The 18,037-nt window shown below is 70.9% G+C and carries 21 protein-coding genes; 14 read left to right on the top strand and 7 right to left on the bottom strand.

What is annotated here, in order from left to right:
- Positions 1-159: 159 nt before the first annotated feature.
- From ACFU5G_RS21890 to ACFU5G_RS21900, 3 genes are all read right to left on the bottom strand, one after another.
- Complete coding sequence (locus ACFU5G_RS21890; RefSeq protein ID WP_377249543.1) at positions 160-1,470, bottom strand: ABC transporter substrate-binding protein; 1,311 nt, start codon at positions 1,468-1,470, stop codon at positions 160-162.
- A 61-nt stretch (positions 1,471-1,531) separates the two neighbouring features.
- Complete coding sequence (locus ACFU5G_RS21895; protein ID WP_121384633.1) at positions 1,532-2,332, bottom strand: carbohydrate ABC transporter permease; 801 nt, start codon at positions 2,330-2,332, stop codon at positions 1,532-1,534.
- A gap of 4 nt (positions 2,333-2,336) precedes the next feature.
- Entirely contained in the window at positions 2,337-3,206 is an 870-nt protein-coding gene (locus ACFU5G_RS21900; RefSeq protein ID WP_377249545.1) for a carbohydrate ABC transporter permease, read from the bottom strand.
- A 245-nt stretch (positions 3,207-3,451) separates the two neighbouring features.
- Here ACFU5G_RS21900 and ACFU5G_RS21905 point away from each other — a divergent pair, with 245 nt between their 5' ends.
- From ACFU5G_RS21905 to ACFU5G_RS21925, 5 genes are all read left to right on the top strand, one after another.
- The gene (locus tag ACFU5G_RS21905; RefSeq protein WP_377249548.1) at positions 3,452-4,441 is read left to right on the top strand and encodes a LacI family DNA-binding transcriptional regulator; all 990 of its coding nucleotides are present in this window, start codon (positions 3,452-3,454) and stop codon (positions 4,439-4,441) included.
- 64 nt (positions 4,442-4,505) lie between these two features.
- Positions 4,506-4,997, top strand: coding sequence for a nitroreductase family deazaflavin-dependent oxidoreductase (locus ACFU5G_RS21910; RefSeq protein WP_377249550.1), 492 nt, complete (start codon positions 4,506-4,508; stop codon positions 4,995-4,997).
- A 10-nt stretch (positions 4,998-5,007) separates the two neighbouring features.
- Positions 5,008-5,337 (top strand): TfoX/Sxy family protein, encoded by a 330-nt coding sequence (locus ACFU5G_RS21915; RefSeq protein ID WP_377249553.1) that lies wholly within the window; start codon positions 5,008-5,010, stop codon positions 5,335-5,337.
- A 97-nt stretch (positions 5,338-5,434) separates the two neighbouring features.
- Complete coding sequence (locus ACFU5G_RS21920) at positions 5,435-6,802, top strand: ATP/GTP-binding protein (RefSeq protein WP_377249556.1); 1,368 nt, start codon at positions 5,435-5,437, stop codon at positions 6,800-6,802.
- 52 nt (positions 6,803-6,854) lie between these two features.
- Complete coding sequence (locus ACFU5G_RS21925) at positions 6,855-7,379, top strand: RloB family protein (RefSeq protein ID WP_377249558.1); 525 nt, start codon at positions 6,855-6,857, stop codon at positions 7,377-7,379.
- A gap of 18 nt (positions 7,380-7,397) precedes the next feature.
- On the opposite strand, the gene ACFU5G_RS21930 is transcribed toward ACFU5G_RS21925, so the two are convergent.
- On the bottom strand, positions 7,398-8,813 hold the full coding sequence (locus ACFU5G_RS21930) for a PLP-dependent aminotransferase family protein (RefSeq protein WP_377249560.1): 1,416 nt from the start codon (positions 8,811-8,813) through the stop codon (positions 7,398-7,400).
- On the opposite strand from ACFU5G_RS21930, the gene ACFU5G_RS21935 reads away from it, so the two are divergent.
- From ACFU5G_RS21935 to ACFU5G_RS21945, 3 genes are all read left to right on the top strand, one after another.
- Positions 8,812-9,741 (top strand): DMT family transporter, encoded by a 930-nt coding sequence (locus ACFU5G_RS21935; RefSeq protein WP_377249563.1) that lies wholly within the window; start codon positions 8,812-8,814, stop codon positions 9,739-9,741. The two genes, ACFU5G_RS21930 and ACFU5G_RS21935, sit on opposite strands and share 2 nt — an antisense overlap.
- Before the next feature lie 65 nt (positions 9,742-9,806).
- A complete protein-coding gene (locus tag ACFU5G_RS21940; RefSeq protein WP_377249565.1) occupies positions 9,807-10,169 on the top strand; it encodes a DUF3817 domain-containing protein in 363 nt (120 codons plus the stop codon).
- A 421-nt stretch (positions 10,170-10,590) separates the two neighbouring features.
- Positions 10,591-11,097 carry an FBP domain-containing protein gene (locus ACFU5G_RS21945; protein WP_377249567.1) on the top strand — a complete coding sequence of 169 codons (507 nt, stop codon included), beginning with the start codon at positions 10,591-10,593 and terminating at the stop codon, positions 11,095-11,097.
- A gap of 93 nt (positions 11,098-11,190) precedes the next feature.
- Here the strand turns inward: ACFU5G_RS21945 and ACFU5G_RS21950 are convergent, their stop codons facing one another.
- Entirely contained in the window at positions 11,191-11,448 is a 258-nt protein-coding gene (locus ACFU5G_RS21950) for a hypothetical protein (RefSeq protein ID WP_121384624.1), read from the bottom strand.
- A 90-nt stretch (positions 11,449-11,538) separates the two neighbouring features.
- On the opposite strand from ACFU5G_RS21950, the gene ACFU5G_RS21955 reads away from it, so the two are divergent.
- Positions 11,539-12,057, top strand: coding sequence for a DUF664 domain-containing protein (locus ACFU5G_RS21955; RefSeq protein WP_377249569.1), 519 nt, complete (start codon positions 11,539-11,541; stop codon positions 12,055-12,057).
- A 44-nt stretch (positions 12,058-12,101) separates the two neighbouring features.
- The gene (locus tag ACFU5G_RS21960; RefSeq protein WP_377249571.1) at positions 12,102-12,881 is read left to right on the top strand and encodes a GH25 family lysozyme; all 780 of its coding nucleotides are present in this window, start codon (positions 12,102-12,104) and stop codon (positions 12,879-12,881) included.
- Between the two features lie 28 nt (positions 12,882-12,909).
- Here ACFU5G_RS21960 and ACFU5G_RS21965 read toward each other — a convergent pair whose 3' ends face one another.
- Together ACFU5G_RS21965 and ACFU5G_RS21970 are read right to left on the bottom strand one after the other, a co-directional pair.
- Entirely contained in the window at positions 12,910-13,425 is a 516-nt protein-coding gene (locus tag ACFU5G_RS21965; protein ID WP_377249573.1) for a GNAT family N-acetyltransferase, read from the bottom strand.
- Positions 13,426-13,473: 48 nt separating this feature from the next.
- On the bottom strand, positions 13,474-14,583 hold the full coding sequence (locus ACFU5G_RS21970; protein WP_377249575.1) for a DNA glycosylase AlkZ-like family protein: 1,110 nt from the start codon (positions 14,581-14,583) through the stop codon (positions 13,474-13,476).
- Positions 14,584-14,663: 80 nt separating this feature from the next.
- Between ACFU5G_RS21970 and ACFU5G_RS21975 the strand changes: the two genes are divergently transcribed.
- From ACFU5G_RS21975 to ACFU5G_RS21990, 4 genes are all read left to right on the top strand, one after another.
- The gene (locus tag ACFU5G_RS21975; protein ID WP_377249577.1) at positions 14,664-15,308 is read left to right on the top strand and encodes a SigE family RNA polymerase sigma factor; all 645 of its coding nucleotides are present in this window, start codon (positions 14,664-14,666) and stop codon (positions 15,306-15,308) included.
- A complete protein-coding gene (locus tag ACFU5G_RS21980) occupies positions 15,305-16,456 on the top strand; it encodes a PASTA domain-containing protein (protein ID WP_377249579.1) in 1,152 nt (383 codons plus the stop codon). The genes ACFU5G_RS21975 and ACFU5G_RS21980 overlap by 4 nt, the downstream gene beginning before the upstream one ends.
- Positions 16,457-16,534: 78 nt before the next feature.
- A complete protein-coding gene (locus ACFU5G_RS21985) occupies positions 16,535-17,002 on the top strand; it encodes an SRPBCC family protein (protein WP_377249582.1) in 468 nt (155 codons plus the stop codon).
- 494 nt (positions 17,003-17,496) lie between these two features.
- Positions 17,497-17,994, top strand: coding sequence for a C40 family peptidase (locus ACFU5G_RS21990; protein WP_377249584.1), 498 nt, complete (start codon positions 17,497-17,499; stop codon positions 17,992-17,994).
- Positions 17,995-18,037: the final 43 nt, after the last annotated feature.

The following is an 18,037-nucleotide window of genomic DNA, read 5'->3' on the forward strand; positions in this document are numbered from 1 at the left end:
CCCGGAAACCACACGGTTTCCGGGCCCAATCGCTGGTTCGCGCTCGCGTGTTGGTCTGACCAGCGATTGTGCCCGGAACACGGGGTGTTCCGGGCACAATCGCTGGGTACTGCGACCCAGCAGGGATACGGCGGCGGCGGGTGCAGAGCCCGCCCTCGGCTAGCTGTTGAGCGTCGCCAGCTCCTTGGCCGGGTCGGCGCCGTTCGCGATGTTCTGCAGCACCACGCCGAGGTCGTTCTCCAGCCCGTCGTTGTCGGCCGAGACCAGCTTGCGCGGGTACTCGGCGGCCGCCAGGGCGTCGGTCACCTGCTGCACGCTCTCCAGCGCGGTCTCACTCTCGTCCTCGGCCAGCTCGGCGCTGACGTCGTTCGCCGCCGGGAAGCCCTGCAGGGTGTCGACCCAGATCTGCTGGCCCTCGCCGACGGCGAGGAACTCGGCGAACTTGGTCGCGGCGTCCAGCTTGGGCCCGTCCAGGTCGGCGCTCAGCGCGAGCGCGTAGTCCACGCCGCTGGTCGACGTCGCCTCGTTGTCACCGATCGTCGGGAACGGCGCCATGCCGAGGGTGTCCTTCTCGACGGCGCTGCCCGGGGTCTCCGCGTTGCCAGCCAGCGTGGCGCTCACGTGCCACGAACCGGTCGGCATGGCCAGCGACTTGCGGGCGAGCAGGTAGTCGTCGCGTGCGGACGGGTAGGTCGTGGTCGACGTCGCCGCCTGCTGGAACACGCCGTCGTCGAACAGCTTCTGCCAGGCCGTCGCGGCCTCGACCAGGGTGTCGGAGTCCCACGGGATCTCGCCGGCGGCCGCGTCGTAGATCTCGCCGCCGTCGCCGTACTGGTTGCTCAGCCACACGAAGAAGTCCGCGGCGTGCCAGGTGTCGGCGGCGCCCATCGCGAAGCTGCTGTAGCCGGCGTCCTGCGCGGCCTTGCTGACCTCGACCAGGCTCGCGTAGTCGGTGGGCAGCTCCAGGCCGAGCTCCTCGAACAGCGTCTGGTTGTAGAGGTAGAACTCGCTGCCCGCGGTGAGGATCGGCAGCGCCTTCACCTCACCGTCCGACGTCGTCGTCTCCTCCAGGAGCTCGGGCTTGACGCCGTCGATCCAGTCCGCGGCGAACTCGTCGGTGCCCAGCGCGTACTCCGCGTAGTCGTCGAAGGACGACGTCGTCTGGATGCCGTACATGTCCGGCACCTCGCCCGCGAGGATCAGGTTGTCGAGCTCGCTGAGGTAGTCGCTGGCGCCGTCCGCGCCCTGGAAGTCGATCTTGATGTCGGGGTTCTCGGCCTCGAACGCGTCGACGATCGGCTGCCACTGCTCGAGCGACGGGATCCAGGTGCGGTAGGTGAGGGTGACGGTCCCGTCCTCGGCGACGCCGTCGTCCCCGCCGCCGGCACAGCCGGCGAGCAGGACGAGGGCGGACGCCGCACCGGTGGCGGCGAGCAGACGACGGGGGACGGCACGAGGCGATCTGAACATGATCCTCCTTGATGGTGAACAGTGCTGGTGCGGGCCGTTGGAACGGGTCGCGGGGGTTTCTTCAGCTCTTGACGGCGCCGGCCGTGAGGCCGGACTGCAGGTACCGCTGGCTGAAGAGGTAGACGATGACCGAGGGGATGGTCATGAGGATCAGGCCCGCGTAGAGCTGGCCGATCTGCTCCTGGCTCATGCGCTCGAACTGCAGCAGCGCGATGGCCTGGGTCACCGGGTACTTCTCGGGCGACGAGATGAGCAGGTTCGGGAGCAGGTACTCGTTCCAGGAGTACACGAACGAGAGCACGCTGACGTTGGCCAGCAGGGGCCCGCTGAGCGGAAGGAAGATGCGCCACAGGATCCCGAAGGGGCGCGCGCCGTCGATGGTCGCGGCCTCGACGAGCTCGGTGGGGATGCCGTCGAAGTGGTTCTTGGTCAGCAGGAGCATCGTCATCACGTTGAACGCGACGAGCGGGATGATGACGCCGAAGTAGCTGTCGCGGAGCCCGAGGCTGTTGATCGAGAAGAACAGCGGGGTCACCACGGAGGCGACGGGCACCGCGAGGCACGCGAGCAGCGCCCGGTACAGGAACACCCGGCCGGGGAACCGCATCCGGGAGAACGCGTAGCCGCCCAGGCAGGAGATGACGACGATGACCACCGTGGACCCGCCGGCCATCAGGAAGCTGTTCCCGATCGCCGACCAGTAGTTGAACTGGTCGTGGTTCAGGACCGCGGTGTAGTTGCCGACGCCGCCCACGGCGAACGACTTCTGGATCGCGACCACGATGGGGTAGATCCACATGATCGCGAGGATGCCGAGCACCCCGTACATGGCGACCCAGGCGAGGAGCCTCTTGCGCTTCATCGGTTCAGTTCTCCCGGTTGCTGAGACGCATCTGGACGACGGCCAGGGCGAACGCGACGACGAGGATGACGATGCCGATCGCGGACGAGTAGCCGGCCTCCCGGTCGAGTCGCGCCTGGTAGAGGAAGGTGCTGAGGAAGTGGGTCGAGACGCCGGGTCCGCCCTGCGTGGTCAGCCACACGGAGTCGAAGGTCTTCAGCGAGCCGACGATGCCGAGGGTGATCAGCACGCTCGTGGTGCCGCGCAGCGACGGGATCGTGATGCTGAACAGGCGGCGCCACCACCCGGCGCCGTCGAGCTCGGCGGCCTCGTAGAGCTCGTCGGGGATCGCCATGAGGCCCGCGAAGTAGACCATCATCGAGAAGCCCATCCACGAGAAGACGTTGATGGCCGAGATGGACCAGACGCCGAGGTCGGCGCCGAGCCACTGGATGGTGTCGTTCGCGCCGAGCAGCCCGAGCGCGCGCAGGGTCTCGTTCAGCGCGCCGTAGTTGGCCTCGAGCATGTACTTGAAGACGGTCGCGATGATCGCGGGAGCCATCGCGATGGGCGCGAAGAACAGCGCCTTGAAGAAGTTGCTCCCGGGGATCCGCTCCTTGGCGATCACGGCGATCAGCAGACCGAGGACGGCCTGCAGGGTGACCGTGGCGATCATGAACTTCACCGTGTTGCCCAGGGCGATGTAGAAGGTCCGGTCCTGGAACAGCTCGACGTAGTTCGCCAGCCCGATGAACTCCATGCGCGTCAGGCCGTTCCAGTCGGTCAGGCTCGCGTAGACGGCGAACCCGATCGAGAAGTACAGCAGCACGCCGGCGATGATCACGATGGGCGCCACGTAGAGGTAGGGCGCCCAGCGGCCGCCGAACGATCTCATTGCAGTCGACTCCTAGTACAGCGTTGAACTATTGGCCGGCCCTCAGCGTTGTCGGCTGGGGGACAGGGGTCGCCGCCTCCGGATCGTCGGGTTTTAGTTCGACGATGAACTGAGCGGCGGAGGTCAGGCTAGCACAGGCATAGGATGTCCCCTGCGCCAGCAAAGCCGCCTGGAATCCGGGGGCTTCCGGGGCCCGGGTGGATGCCCGTGGCGCCGGTCGCCGGCGCACACCGAGGGGAGACTTTGTGGGACGGGTGCGACTGGCCGACGTCGCCGAGCGGGTCGGCGTGAGCACGAAGACGGTCTCGAACGTGGTGAACGGCACCGGCTGGGTGAGCGAACCGGTGCGCAAGCGGGTGCTCGACGCGATCGACGAGCTGGGCTACCGCCCGAACCTGGCCGCACGGCAGCTCCGGAGCGGGTCGAGCGGCCTGCTCGGGCTCTGCGTACCGAACCTCGGCGAGCCCTACTTCGCCGAGTTCGCGTCGGAGTTCGTCAGCGCGGCGCAGCGGCGAGGACTCACCGTGCTCGCGACGCAGACGAAGGCCGAGCGCTCGGTCGAGCTCGCGATGCTCGAGAGCACCAACCTGCCGGCGCTCGACGGTCTCGTCTTCAGCCCGCTCACCCTGACACCCGAGGACGTCGCGAACCGGCGCAGCACCGTGCCGCTCGTGCTCATCGGGGAGCACGGCGAGGCGCTGGCGTCCGACCGCGTGGCGCACGTGGGCCCGGACAACGTGGCCGCCGCGGAGGCCGCCACCCGGTACCTGATCGACCGGGGCCGCAAGCGCATCGCCGTGATCGGCATGCAGTCCCACGTGGCCGACACCGCCACGGTGCGCTTCGAGGGCTACCAGCGGGCCATGCGGGCCAGCGGCCTGGAGGTCGACCCGAACCTGCTCGTGGAGGTGGAGCGGTTCAACCGCGCCGAGGGCTCGCGGGCCATCGAGGAGCTCCTGTCCCGGGGCGTCCCGTTCGACGGGGTGTTCTGCTTCAACGACTCGCTGGCCTTCGGGGCGCTGTTCACCCTGGCCGTGCAGGGGGTGACCGTGCCCGACGACGTGCTGGTCGTCGGCTTCGACAGCATCGACGAGGGCCGGTACACGATCCCGCCGCTGCCGTCGATCGACTCCGGCGTGGCCCGGTCCAGCGACACGATCCTGGACCTCCTGGCCGGACCGCGCTCCGAGCTGCGCGGCCGGATCACGGTGCCGTTCGAGCTCGTGGAGCGCTGACACCGGGGCGCGTGGAGCGCCTGCTCCGGGGGCGACCTGCGCGTTCCGGGCCGACGATGGGCGCATGGCCAGCCTGCTGCACGCCGTCCGCTCCCTCGTCGCGCCGGTGACGCGCACGCAGGCGTTCCGCGCCGTCGGCCCGGTGGTGCTGCCGCCCGCCGAACGGGCGCTCGCCTGGGCCTCCGGCGGCCGGCTGCAGATCAGCGCGCTACTGGTGCCGTCGCTCGTGCTGCACTCGACCGGGGCGCGGTCGGGCCGGCGCCGCGACACCTACCTCATGTACACGCCGGACGGGCGGGGCCGGGGCATCGTCGCGGGCTCGTCGTTCGCCCAGGGCCGGCACCCCGCGTGGACGTACAACCTGCTGGCCCACCCGGACGCGAGCATCAGCGTGCACGGCCGCCGCATCCCGGTGCGGGCCACGCTGATCGACGACGGCGAGCGCGACGCGGTCTGGGCGCAGATCGAGCGGCAGTGGCCGGGCTACCGACAGTACGAGCGGACGTCGGGCCGGGTGGTGCGCCTCTTCCGGCTGGAGCGGCCGGAGCAGGCGTAGCGTCGTCGGCATGGCATACGACCTGGTCCTGGCCGACGAGATCCGGCACGCCCTGGCCGGCGAGGACGGGCTGTCCGAGAAGCGCATGTTCGGCGGGCTGTCGTTCCTCGTGGGCGGCAACCTCGCCGTGGCGGTGCGCGGCGACGGACTCCTGGTCCGGGTGGGCCCGGACGCCGCCGCCGAGCTGGCGCGCACCACGGCCGCCTCGCAGGCGGTCATGGGCGCGCGCGTCATGGCGGGCTGGCTCGACGTCCCGGCGACCGCGCTCGGCTCCGAGCCGGAGCTCGCCACGTGGGTGCGACGTGGGGTGACCTGGGCGCGGACGCTGCCGACCAAGTAGGTCCATCCAGCCGCACCGGGCGCACTCACATCACGTTATCCACACGGATTTGGTCGAATCTCGACGGATCAGCCCGCGATAGTGTAATTATTGGCCCATGATCCTCCTGCGCTTCCGGGTCGAGAACCACCGGAGCATCCGTGACGAAGCGGAGCTCTCGCTCACCCGACCGACTCTGACCACCGTTCGCCCCAAGGACGGGAACTGGGTCGATGCCACGACTCGCGTCGCCGGGGTCTACGGCGCGAACGCGTCGGGCAAGTCGACGGTCGTCGACTCGATCGAGTTCTTTCAGAGAATGGTCGTCAGGTCGGCGACGTCGTGGAGTCTTCGCAAGAGGCTTCCGCAGCGACCCTTCCGACTGACCTCTGGGTCCACCTATGAGCCGTCCGCCTATTCGGTCGACTTTGTGCTCGACGACGTTCGCTACCAGTACGGTTTCGAGGTCAACGAGAACGCCGTGCTCCAGGAATGGCTCTACGACTACCCGAGCACGAAGCATCGGGTTCTGTTCGAGCGGCAAGGCGACGAGTTCAAGTTCGGCCGCGCCCTGGTCGGCTCTCCGAGGCTGCATGCTGCCGCCACCGGGAGCCGTAGCCTCTTTCTCTCCAAAGCCGCAGGCAATGGGCATGACCTGCTCCGGCGACTGTTCAATGCGTTCACGCACCAGATCGTCGTCGCCGACTTCTCGGAGCAGGATCGCAACCGCCGCCTGCAGCAGATCACGGAAGGAATCGCCGAGGAGGAGATCGACCTCAACGACGTGAAGACTCTTCTGCGGGTCGCCGACATCGGCATTACCGATGTCGGTGTCGACGAGTCCGAGATCCCCGAGGACGTCCGAGAGCTCAGCAACGAGCTCAACGAGTTCTTCCATCGGCGGCGGAAGCCCGGACCGGACATGCCTGCCGAGCAGGACGATCATGCCGACCCGACGCACGACAAGCGGCCGTCGCTCAAGATCGACCTGATCCGGCGCGCTCTGATGTTCCAGCACGCCGGCAACGACGGCGTCTTTCCCCTGCCCTTGGGATCTCAGAGCACAGGAACGCTGTCATGGCTCAGTCTCGCGCTCCCCGCACTGACCATCCTGCGTTCGGGCGGCGTGCTCGTCGTCGACGAGATCGACGCCAGCCTGCATCCGCAGCTGTCCCAAGTGATCCTCCGGATGTTCAAGGACCCGGACTACAACCACACCGGCGCCCAGCTGATCTTCACGACGCACGACACGTTCCTGCTGTCCAACCAGTCGGACTCGATGCTCGCCCCGGAGGAGACGTGGTTCACGGAGAAGGCTCGCGACGGCGCCACGTCGCTCTTCTCGCTCGCGGACTTTCCGACTCGCGCGGACCAGAACTTCGCGAAGCGCTACCTGGACGGCCGCTACGGCGCGGTGCCAAGGACAGCACGATCTTTCCTCGCGTCTCTTCTCGACCCGGAGGCGCGGGAGACGACGGATGCGTAAGGGAGGTTCCGTTCTCAGCAGTCGCCCGAAGCGTCGGGAGAACAGGAAGCTCTTGGTCGTCACCGAGGGCGAGATCACGGAGATCCAATACCTGCAGGGGCTCCTCCAGCACCTGCGGACCGCGGGAGTCACGGTGGTCCCTTTCGCGATGAAGAGCGGCGGTGGTGAACCATCCCGAGTTCTGGCCAAAGCACGCAAGATCGCGGCGAAGGATGACTATGAGGCCGTGTGGATAGTTGTCGACGTCGATGATCACGCCTCACTGAACGACGTCCTCCGCGAATGTGCCGGAAGCTCAGAGACTGTTGTCGTCTCGAACCCCCAGTTCGAGGTGTGGCTGCTCTGGCATCTCAACAGCAGCGGAGCATCGCATACGGCGACGTCCCTCAAGAAGGAACTGAGGCGGCACGGGTTCACGGGCACGTGCAAGCACCTTCCCACCGACTTCCCGTTCAACAATGTCGAACAGGCGGTCGCCATGGCGACGCACAGGACTCGCGCAACAGCCTTGAACGCCCGCGGCCCTAATCCGTCAAGCGCGATGCCGCACCTGGTTGAGGCGCTGCGCGGCAACTGAGCATCCGGCGAGCAGTGACTACCGGCGTGCCTGCCGGGCGAGCATCTCGCCCAGCACGCGTGCGCCCTCCGGGAACGCGCCCGGGTTCGGGCCGGAGTAGTTGAGCCGTAGGTAGGCGCCGGTCGGTTCGGCCGGGAACCACTCGTCGCCCGCCGCGATGATCACGCCCGCCGCCTCGCAGTCCCGGACCAGCCGGTCGAGGTCGGTCGTGTCGGGCAGCCGCACCCAGAGGTTGAGGCCACCCTGCGGCACCGCCTCGACGCGTGCCTCCGGCACGTGCTCACGGAGCGCCCCGAGCAGCAGGTCACGGCGTCCGGCGAGCTGCTGGCGCAGGCCGCGCAGGTGGGTGCGCCAGGCGGGCTGCGTCACGACGTCGAGCGCGACGGCCTGGAGCATGCCGCTCACGTACATGGACTCGGCCTGGGCGCCGGCGAGGATGCGGTCGCGGGCCGGGCCCCGTGCGACGAGCCCGGCCACGCGGACGGCCGGCGACACGCTCTTGGTCAGCGAGCGCAGGTAGACCACGTGTCCGGCGTCGTCGCGGGAGGCGAGCGGCACCACGTCCTCGGTGATGCCGAAGTCGTGCGCCCAGTCGTCCTCGATCACGTACGCGCCGTGCTGCCGGGCCAGCTGGAGCACCTCGTCGCAGAGGTCGGGCGACCAGCGGCCTCCGGTCGGGTTGGCGAAGTGCGGCTGCGCGTAGAAGGCGCGCGCCCCGGTCTGCTCGAACGCGCGCGCGAGCGCCTCCGGGTCCGGGCCGCCGGGGCCGCTGGGCACCGGCACCACCTGCACGCCCACCTGCTCGGCGGCGAGCAGGGCGCCCCAGTAGGTGGGCGACTCCACCAGGAGCGGGCGGCCCGCGCCCACCAGCGCGCGGAACGTGATGCTGAGGCTGCTCTGGCTGCCGGGGAAGACGACGACGTCGCTCGGCGCGGGTGGCGCGACGCCGACGGGTGCCGCCCCGCCGACCTCGCCCGCGAACCAGGCCTGCAGCTCGGGCGTCCCGGCGGCGGGCGACCGGGTCACCGCGGCGTCGGTCCTCGCCACCCGTGTGAAGGCGGCACGGACCAGGCGCTCGGGCAGCAGCTCGCGGTCCGGGTAGCCCGAGTGCAGCGCGACGACGTCGTTCGGCACGGTGTGCTGCGCCCGGGAGAGCTGCTGGGCGGGCTGCGGCCGGGGGCCGAGCGCCGCCGTCTGCCAGCCGTGGTCGTTGGGGCGGGCCACCCGAACGGCCCGGACGAAGGTGCCGACGCCGGGCCGGGTCTCAACGGCGCCCTGCGCGACCAGGGTGCGCAGGGCCTTCTGCACGGTGACCGGGCTCGCGCCGTACCGCGTCACGAGCTCTCGGCTGGAGGGCAGCCGCGCGCCGGGCGCCGCGGCGGCGATCCACTCGCGCAGCCCGGCGACGATCCGACCACTGCTATCGTCATACATGACAGCCAACAGTAGCGCTACCCTCGCGGCGCGCAGTCCGCTATCGACGTCTCGCGCCGGGCTCTGGTGGGGGCTCCTCGGGGTCCTGGCGTTCTCGTTCACCCTCCCGTTCACCCGGGTCGTGGTCGGCGGCGGCGCCATGTCGCCGCTGTTCGTGTCCTGCGGGCGCGCCGTGGTCGCGGCGGTGCTGGCCTCGGCCGCCCTCGCGATCACCCGGCAGCGCCGGCCGCGCGGTGTGCAGTGGGCGCGGCTCGCGGTGGTGGCCGCCGGGGTGGTGGTGGGCTTCCCGGTGCTGACGTCGTTCGCGCTCACCACCGCGCCGGCCGGCCACGCGGCCGTGGTGATCGCGCTGCTGCCCGCGGCGACCGCGGTACTGGTGGTGCTGCGCGGCCACGAGCGGCCCCGCGCGTCGTTCTGGGTCATGGCGGCGCTGGGCGCGGTCGCGGCGATCACCTTCGCTTCGGTGCAGGGCGGCGGGCTGGGCGGTCTGACCGGGTCGGACCTGCTGCTGCTCGCCGCCGTGGTCGCCTGCGGGTTCGGCTACGCGGAGGGCGGGCTGCTCGCCCGAGAGCTCGGCGCGTGGCAGACCATCTCCTGGGCGCTGGTGCTCGCCGCCGTGCCGATGGCGCTGCTCACAGCGGTCTCGGTGGTGCGGCAGCCGCCGTCGGGCAGCCCGCTCGACTGGGCGCTGTTCGGCTACCTGGGCACGGTGAGCATGTTCCTGGGCTTCGTGGCCTGGTACCGCGGGCTCGCGATCGGCCCGATGGCGCAGGTCAGCCAGGTGCAGCTGGTCCAGCCCGTGCTGGGCATCGGCTGGGCCGCGCTGCTGCTCCACGAGCAGATCGGCTGGCCCACGGTGCTCGGCGGCGCGGCCGTGATCCTCTGCGCGGGCGTCGCCGTGCGGTCCCGGCTGCGGCAACCGGGCTGAGGCGCACCGTCCGGCGTCGGGCAGACTGGGCGCACATCCCGCCACTCCTCCGGAAGGACCCCCGCATGCCCCCGATGTCCCGTCTGGGCCGCCTGTTCGCCGTCGTCGCCTGGATCGAGGCGTTCACCTGGGCCGGACTGCTGGTCGGGATGTTCCTCAAGTACGTCACTGAGACCACCGAGGCCGGGGTCTGGCTGTTCGGCCGGCTGCACGGCGGGGCGTTCGTACTGTTCGTCGTGGTCACGCTGATCGCGGCCGTGCGGCTGCGGTGGGGCTGGTTCCGGACGCTCGTCGCGCTGGCCTCGGCGGTCCCGCCGCTGACCACCCTGCTCGCCGAGTGGTGGCTCAAGCGGACGGGCCACCTCGCGGAGCCGGCCGAGCGGGAGGCCGCGCAGGCGCCGGACGCGGAGCTGCAGCCCACCCGCTGACGCGACGCGATCATGGCGCCACTTGAACCTCACGCCGCGTGAGGGCACAGCCTGGCGGCACGTGTGGAAAAGCACATGTGCCACGCGGCAACGGTGTCGTAGCATCGAGTGTCGGCCGTGTGGCACAGGCCCGGCCGACGCACTGGTCACGCACTGACCGGTCGACCACGAGGAGCGAGAGATGCGGGAACACACCGCGGGATGCGGGGCGGCCGTCTCGGCCTGCTCGGGCAGCGCCCGGACCCGCGCTACAGCTCTCTGACCTGGTAACACGGCTCGGAGGGCGGGCGCGGCATCGTCCCCTGCCCTGCCGCCGGCCGGCCCGGTGACCGACACGTGTCGGTGACCGTGACGCCGTCGTGCGCGCCCGACGACGGGCGCCGACCGGTGGTTTCCGCACGACCGGAAGCCGAGAATCCTGATGAACCCCATGACCGAGAAGCAGATCCGCGCGTCCTTCCTGAACGCGAGCAAGCGGGAGGCCGCGCAGGCGACCCTGCCCGACCTCGACGCCCTCGACTGGGAGCGCCTCGACTACCTCGGATGGCGCGACCGCAAGGCGCCGCTGTCCGCGTACGTGGTGCTCGAGCTCGACGGCGAACCGACCGGGGTGCTGCTGCGCTCCACCGACGCCAAGGCGGGCGGCAAGCGCACCAAGGGCGTCTGCGCCTGGTGCGAGGACGTCGTCGTCACCGAGGACGTCTCCCTGTACGTCGCCAAGCGGGGCGGCGCGTCCGGGCGCAACGGCAACACGATCGGCACGCTGATCTGCACCGAGTTCGCCTGCTCCCGCAACGTGCGGCGCACGCCCACGTTCACGGAGGCGGGCAACGACCCGGCCATGCGTGAGCTGATCACCGACCGCCGCATCGCCGGTCTGCGCGAACGCGCCGCTCGGTTCGTGGCAGAGGTCGGCAGTACGCGCTGATCCCGGCGTCGGGCGCACAGGTCCCCTGGGCCTGTGCGTCCGACATCCGCGGGTGGGTCCGGGGTGTCCGCGCCTGGACGCACCACCTCCGGCTCACGCCGCGACGCCGCTCTCGACCCGCAGGCGCGCGGCCGCCGCTATCGCGGCCTCGCACCACACGACGGCGGGGCGGTCGACGGCGCCGCGCATCACGATCTGGCGGCACAGCTCGCCCAGGCCCTCGGTCGCGGCGCGCTCGGCGTCCACGCCCGGGAACATCCGGTGCACGGAGAAGACGACGGCGCGGCGGTGCGCGGCCCACTCCGAGGGGTTCGAGGCCAGTCCGTAGGTCCTGCTCTTCGTCGCGGTCATGCACTACAGACGCGGCTGCCGCGCCGATGTCACAGCACTTCGCGGTACGGATCCGGAGGAGTTTCCGGCTCCGCGACGTAGCCTCGCGACATGCCCCTCTCCGACCGCGAGCCGCGGCTCGACTCCGCCGAGACCCCGGTGCTCTTCACCGCCTACCTGGACTACTACCGGCAGACCGTGGACCGGAAGCTGCGCACCCTGTCCGACGCGGAGCTGCGCGCCTCCCGGCTCCCGTCCGGCTGGTCGCCGCTGGAGCTCCTGATCCACCTGGTGCACATGGAGCGGCGCTGGTTCCGCTGGGGATTCCTGGGCGAGCAGGTCGACGACCCGTGGGGCGACCACGCGGAACAGGACCCGCACGGGCCGTGGGCCGTGCCCGACGGCGTGGGCCTCACCGAGCTCCTCGACCGCCTGCACGCCGGGGGCGTGTCGACCCGCGAGGTGCTCGCCGCGCACGACCCGGCGGAGCACGGCGCGCTCGGCGGCCGGTTCACCGAGGACCCGCCCACGCTCGCCTGGATCTGCTTCCACGTGCTGCAGGAGTACGCCCGGCACGCGGGCCACCTGGACATCGCCGCCGAGATAGCGGGTGGCGCGACGGGCGAGTAGCCCGTTTGCTGGTCGCGCCGAGACCCCGCGGCTAGCCTCCGGGGATGCCTCGCCCCACCGAAGGCCGCCCCTCCGGGCCGGCTCCGCGCACCGGTCCGCGCACAGCCCTGTGGACGACGGCGGCCGCGGCCGCCGTCGTCGCCGTCCTCGGGGGGCTCGTGGCGACCGGGATCGTCTGGCCGAGCCGGCTGCCGGCGGCGGCTCACGACGTGCGCGGCGTCGACGTCTCGCACTACCAGGGCGAGATCGACTGGGACGTGCTCGCGGCGCAGGACCTCGACTTCGCGTGGATCAAGGCCACCGAGGGCGCCTCGCACACCGACCCCCGGTTCGCCGAGAACTGGGCGGCCGCGAACCGCACGGACCTGCTCGTGGGGGCGTACCACTTCATGAGCTTCGAGAGTCCCGGCGCGGAGCAGGCCGCGCAGCTCGCGCGTGAGGTGCCCGCGACCCCGGGCACGCTCCCGCCAGTGATCGACCTGGAGTTCTACGGCCCGTACTTCCAGGACCCGCCGGCCCCCGAGCAGGTGCGGGCGATCCTGGACCCCCTGGTCGCAGGCATCGAGGAGCACTACGGCGTGCCGCCGATCGTGTACGCGACCGAGGACGCGTACGACCTGTACCTGGCCGACCGCTACCCCGACCTGCCGATCTGGATCCGGTCGGTCGCCTGGACGCCTAGGCTCTCCGACGGCCGGGACTGGACGATCTGGCAGTACTCGAACCGCGACCGGCTGCCGGGGTACGACGGCGTGGAGCCGTACATCGACCTCAACGTCTTCGCGGGCACGCGCGCGGACCTGACCGCGCTGACCCTGCCCTGACCTCGTTCGGTGCGGGATGCCGACCAGGTCAGGGCAGCGTGATCGTGCCGAGCAGGCCGTCGTCGTGCTCGACCACCTCGAAGCCGATGCGCTCCAGCGACCGGAGCGCGGCGGGGGTCGCCACCGTGCGGGCCACCAGCCGCCGGGCCTCCATGGTCTGCGCCGCGGCGACCGCCCAGTAGGCGACCTCGCCGACGATGCCCTGCCCGCGGTGCGACTCGCCGAGCCAGAGCCCCACCTCGCGCGCGTCCGGGTCGCCGTCGACCAGGGCGAGGCGGGCGGCGCCCACGATGCGTCCCCGGGCCCTGACCGCCCAGGTCACCTCGGGGACCGGTGCGGTCACGCTGAGCCGGCAGCGCCGGTGGTACTCACGGAAGGCTCCCTTGCGGAGCTCGGTCCACGTGGTGCGCGCCTCGTCGGCCGACTCGCCGGACGCGGGCGGCATCACCTCGCCGGGCTGGGCCTCGGCCACGGCCAGGGCGAGCAGGTCCTCGAGCACGTCCTCGCCCACCGGTACGAGGTCAACCATCATCTGCGATGTCACGTGGCGGATGATAGTCCGATTTCGCGGCGCTCTAGATTACTGAAAGATTCAACCACTTCGGGCGTAGTCGACGCGCCCCAGCCCCAGCCACGCCGCGAGCTGCTCCACCTCGGCGTGCACCGCGTCCGTCGTCGCCCCGTCGAACGGCAGGTCCTCGTGCACCGCGAAGACGTTCAGCACGCCCTCCTTGCGGTCCGCCTTGGCGTCGAGCTTTCCCACGAACCGCTCCCCGTGCAGGATCGGCAGCGCGAAGTAGCCCCAGCGCCGCTTCCCCTTCGGCTTGTACATCTCGAGCGTGTACTCGTAGTCGAACAGGTCGAGCAGCCGCGGCCGGTCGGCCACGAGCGCGTCGAACGGGGACAGAAGGGCGGTGCGCGGCTCGAAGTCGTCGTCCGCGTGGTCCAGCAGCTCCGGGTCGACGCGCCACTCGCCGTCGCACCCCTCGACCTGGACCACCTCGCCCGGGAGGTCCACCCACCAGGCGCCGTCGCCCGAGCGGCCCTGCGCCCGCTTGCGGGCGATGCCCTCCGCGGCCAGCCGCCGGTCGACCCGCTCGCGCAGCGCCTCCTCCAGCGGCACCGCCTCGACCTGGGGATACACCCGCTCGGCGAGGTCCCACAGGCGCTGGCGCCCCTTGCGCCCCACCATCGCCAGCTTGCCCTGCATGTTCAGCGCCTCGAGCATCTCGGCCACGCTGCGCCGGCTGCTCCAGCCCTCGGCGCCCCACGTGTACGGCACCCGGGCCGTGTCGGGCACGTCCTTGGCGAGCACCGGCCCCTCCGCCTCGACCAGCGCCAGCACCTCGCGCTCGAAGTCAGCGTTGTCCGCGAGCCACTGCCGCATGGTCTCGTTCTGCGGCCACTGCGCCATCTGCTCCAGGTACAGCGGCAGGTCGCCCATCGAGCGCACGGTGCCGCGGAGCTGGAAGAGCATGCGGTCGGTGATCGCGTCGTCCACCGCGCCGACCCAGTACTCGTTCCCGAGCCGCGACCAGGCCACGAGGTCCACCGCCGGGGCCACGGCCGACGTCGGGTCGACGGCGAGGTAGGTGAGGTCCTCCACGAGGTGCACCAGGTCGACCGGCCGGCGGGCGTCGAGGAGCTGGGCACGCAGGGCGACGCGGCGCGCCTGCTGCACGGTGAGCCGGTGGGTGGCCATGCCGCGAGGATACGGAAGCACACCGACACACCGTCGGGTGACCCGCTCAACCTTTCGCCGCCCTCGACCGTGAAGGAGGCATGAGCATGCCAATGGTCGCGGGGCGCTCGAGCCCCGATCCGGTCCAGGCCCCCGGCGCGGCCCACGGGAGCGAAGCGGTCGACGTCGTGGTCGCGGGAGACACCGAGGCCGAGTTCGCCGCCTTCATGTCCCGGTCCGCGCCGGCGCTGGCCCGCACCGCCTGGTTGCTGTGCGGCGACACGCACCAGGCCGAGGAGCTGGTGCAGCAGGCCCTGATGAAGACGTACCTGGCCTGGCCCAAGGCCCGTAAGGGCGAGCCGCTCGCGTACGCGCGGCGCGTCCTGGCGAACCTGCGGGTCGACGGGTGGCGCAGGCGGCGCCGGGAGGTCCTCATGTCCGCCGACGCCCTGCCCGAGCGGGCGCAGGACGGCCGGAGCGCCGCCGAGGCGCACGCCGAGCGCGACCGCCTGGTCCGCGCGCTGCGCCTGCTGCCCACCAAGCAACGCCGGATCGTGGTGCTCCGGCACCTGGAGGGCCTGCCGGAGCGCGAGGTCGCCGACGCGGTCGGCGTCTCGGTCGGCACGGTCAAGTCCACGGCGTCCCGCGGCCTCGTGCGCCTGCGCGAGATCCTGCGGGGCTTCGACGCGACCGACCCGGCCCGCACGACGACATCACGCACGAACCACGAGAGGAGCGGGTCATGAACGACGAGGAGCAGTTCGCGGAGAGCCTGCGCACGCAGGTCACGCGGGTCGCGCCGAGGATCGACGTCGACGTGACGCGCGTCGTCCCCGCTGCCCGACGGCGGCGGGCCGCCCGGGCGGGCGGCCTCACCCTGGCCCTGGCGCTGGCCCTCGGGGGCGGGGCCTGGGTGGCCAGCACGCTGGAGCTCGGGACCGTCCTGCCCGGTGGTTCGACGACGATGCCGGTCGAGCCGTCGCCGTCGCCGACCGGGCCGCCGCTGACGTCGAGCGCGGGCGACAGCCTGACCGAGCTGCCCAGCTACCCGTCCATGGAACCGGTGGTGCCGCCCGAGGGCTGGCGGGATGCCACGTACTTCCACGTCGTGACCCGGGGCGCGACCGGCCAGACCGGCGGGGGGTCCGAACCCGAGGCGCCGCTGGGCAGCACGCTGGGCAGCGAGAGCTGGTACGGCGACGGCATCAGCTTCGAGCTCACTGCGAGCGGCCCCGCACTGGTGGTTCTCGGCGACTACATCAACATCGAGGGCCACACCCGCAGCTACACCTGGGCGGAGATGGCGGCGCTCCCGACCGATCCGGAGGCCCTGCACGACGCCCTGCTGGGCAACTACGACGACGTCGACGCGCCGTCGAGCTACGGCTTGGAGCAGCTGCGCGACGTCGCGGCCCGCCTGGCCACCCAGGCACCGGCCTCACCGGAGCTGCGGGCCGCGGCGTGGGAGGTGCTCACGAACCTCGACGACGTCGAGGTCGAGGAGGACGTCCGAGACTCGGAGGACCGGCCGGGCACCGCGGCGACGTATCAGTACGCCGACGACGACAGGATGCGGACCGTGATCTACGACGAGACGCGGAACCTGCCGCTCGAGACGCAGGACACGAAGCACGGTACGGACATCTACCTGACGACCGAGTTCACGGACCTGCCCGACGAGATCGCGGACAGCGTCATCGAGATCCCCGACCTCGTCTCGATGACCCGGGAGGACGTCGAGGTCGTGTGCCTGCAGAAGCACCTGGCCTGCACGTTCACGGAGGAGAAGGCGGAGACGGCGCCCGAAGGGACCGTCGTCTCGTCCGATCCCGCCAAGAACGCACTCGTCGCCTGGGGCGAGCCGGTCACGATCGTGCTCTCCGCGGGGTCCTGACCAGGCACCTCACCCGAAGGCCCGCCACGGGCCCCAGGCCGCGCCGGACGCTCCCCGGCCCGGCGTAGCCTGGGGCCCGTGGCTCATGCCTATAGCACCAGTGTCCGGATCGAGGCGCCCGCCGACGTCGTCTGGCAGGTCCTGTCCGACGTCGAGCGCATGCCCGCCTGGACCGGCGCCATGAGCCGCGTGACGGTCCTGGGCCCCGAGCGCGCGATCGTCGTGGGCGCGCGCGTCGAGGTCGAGCAGCCCGGGCTGCCGGCGGCGACCTGGGAGGTGGACGGCCTCACCGAGGGCCAGGGCTTCTCGTGGTCGAGCAGCAGCACCCCAGGCGTGCGGACCGGGACCGCCCACCGGATCACCCCGCTGCCCGGCGCGGGGCAGCACGGCGGCGCCGCGTGCGACGTCACGACGGCTGTGGCCCGGAGCGGGATGCTCGCGGGACTGACCGACCTGGCGGCGGGGCCGAGGGCGCGCGAGCTGGCCGACACCCTGCTGGCCGACCTGAGGTCGGAGGCGGAGCTCAGAGCACGGAACAAGACGTGACACACCGCCGGAGAGGCGCGTGTCGCATCATTTCGTCCACTGTCTTTTCATAGCCGTCAGGACCGCATTTCGGTGTTGAAAATGCTCCTTACGCTGGGAAAAGGCATCTGGTCGAAAAGTTACGCGCGTTTCGGACAGGCCGATACTTCACGACAAGTGTTATCTGATCGAGACAAGGTGGGTACCCGTATGTAGCGTCGGATTCGCTGCGCCACCGGAGGCACAGCCGCGGACCCCATTCCCCAGACCGGTACGGGACCGCGCAACCGGCGACTTGGAGAACTTCGGTGAGTACCACCGTCCGACGCGGTCGACACCGCGCCGATCACGCTCCTAGCACTCACTTCATGTCCGTGACTCGCAGCGCAGCCCGTTCGGGCGCTGTGATCGCGGCATCATCCGGACTTCTCGCAACAGCGTTCGCCCCCGGCGCACACGCGGTCGTGGGAGAAGGTTCGAACCGGCTGGCAAAGGAGGTCGCGACAGCACCGGCGGTGCAGGTCGCGAACGACGCACGGCTCAAGATCGAGAGCAAGGCCGTCAAGGTCACCCCCGCTCCCGAGCCCGAGCCGGAACCAGAGCCAGTCGTGGAGACCACAGCCTCGGTGACCGCGACGAGCACCGCCGCCGAGGCCACACCGGACTACGCGTCCGACGGGTCCATCGGGGCCCAGGCCATCTCGATCGCGATGCAGTACATCGGCATCGCCTACGCGTACGGCGGCAGCTCGCCCGCCACGGGCTTCGACTGCTCAGGCCTGATCAAGTACGTGTACGCGCAGCTCGGCGTCGAGCTGCCGCACTCCTCGTCGTCGATGGTGGCGACCGGGTACCAGGTCTCCTCGCCGATCCCCGGCGACATCGTCTGGACCCAGGGCCACGTCTCCCTCTACGCCGGCGACGGCATGGTGGTCGAGGCCGCCAACTACGGCAGTCCTGTGCGCTATACCGAGCAGTGGCAGGACTACGCGGTCTACATCCGGCCGTACTAGCAACCAGAGCGCAGGAGCACCGCGGCGTGGGCCGCGGTGCTCC

The sequence above is a fragment of the Promicromonospora sp. NPDC057488 genome (assembly GCF_042802395.1).
Lineage (GTDB): Bacteria > Actinomycetota > Actinomycetes > Actinomycetales > Cellulomonadaceae > Promicromonospora.

Excerpts from the sequence above, each read along its gene's own strand:
- ACFU5G_RS21890 (WP_377249543.1), bottom strand. The coding sequence starts at position 1,470 with ATGTTCAGATCGCCTCGTGCCGTCCCCCGTCGTCTGCTCGCCGCCACC.
- ACFU5G_RS21895 (WP_121384633.1), bottom strand. The coding sequence starts at position 2,332 with ATGAAGCGCAAGAGGCTCCTCGCCTGGGTCGCCATGTACGGGGTGCTC.
- ACFU5G_RS21900 (WP_377249545.1), bottom strand. The coding sequence starts at position 3,206 with ATGAGATCGTTCGGCGGCCGCTGGGCGCCCTACCTCTACGTGGCGCCC.
- ACFU5G_RS21910 (WP_377249550.1), top strand. The coding sequence starts at position 4,506 with ATGGCCAGCCTGCTGCACGCCGTCCGCTCCCTCGTCGCGCCGGTGACG.
- ACFU5G_RS21915 (WP_377249553.1), top strand. The coding sequence starts at position 5,008 with ATGGCATACGACCTGGTCCTGGCCGACGAGATCCGGCACGCCCTGGCC.
- ACFU5G_RS21920 (WP_377249556.1), top strand. The coding sequence starts at position 5,435 with ATGATCCTCCTGCGCTTCCGGGTCGAGAACCACCGGAGCATCCGTGAC.
- ACFU5G_RS21935 (WP_377249563.1), top strand. The coding sequence starts at position 8,812 with ATGACAGCCAACAGTAGCGCTACCCTCGCGGCGCGCAGTCCGCTATCG.
- ACFU5G_RS21930 (WP_377249560.1), bottom strand. The coding sequence starts at position 8,813 with ATGTATGACGATAGCAGTGGTCGGATCGTCGCCGGGCTGCGCGAGTGG.
- ACFU5G_RS21940 (WP_377249565.1), top strand. The coding sequence starts at position 9,807 with ATGCCCCCGATGTCCCGTCTGGGCCGCCTGTTCGCCGTCGTCGCCTGG.
- ACFU5G_RS21945 (WP_377249567.1), top strand. The coding sequence starts at position 10,591 with ATGAACCCCATGACCGAGAAGCAGATCCGCGCGTCCTTCCTGAACGCG.
- ACFU5G_RS21950 (WP_121384624.1), bottom strand. The coding sequence starts at position 11,448 with ATGACCGCGACGAAGAGCAGGACCTACGGACTGGCCTCGAACCCCTCG.
- ACFU5G_RS21955 (WP_377249569.1), top strand. The coding sequence starts at position 11,539 with ATGCCCCTCTCCGACCGCGAGCCGCGGCTCGACTCCGCCGAGACCCCG.
- ACFU5G_RS21960 (WP_377249571.1), top strand. The coding sequence starts at position 12,102 with ATGCCTCGCCCCACCGAAGGCCGCCCCTCCGGGCCGGCTCCGCGCACC.
- ACFU5G_RS21970 (WP_377249575.1), bottom strand. The coding sequence starts at position 14,583 with ATGGCCACCCACCGGCTCACCGTGCAGCAGGCGCGCCGCGTCGCCCTG.
- ACFU5G_RS21975 (WP_377249577.1), top strand. The coding sequence starts at position 14,664 with ATGAGCATGCCAATGGTCGCGGGGCGCTCGAGCCCCGATCCGGTCCAG.
- ACFU5G_RS21980 (WP_377249579.1), top strand. The coding sequence starts at position 15,305 with ATGAACGACGAGGAGCAGTTCGCGGAGAGCCTGCGCACGCAGGTCACG.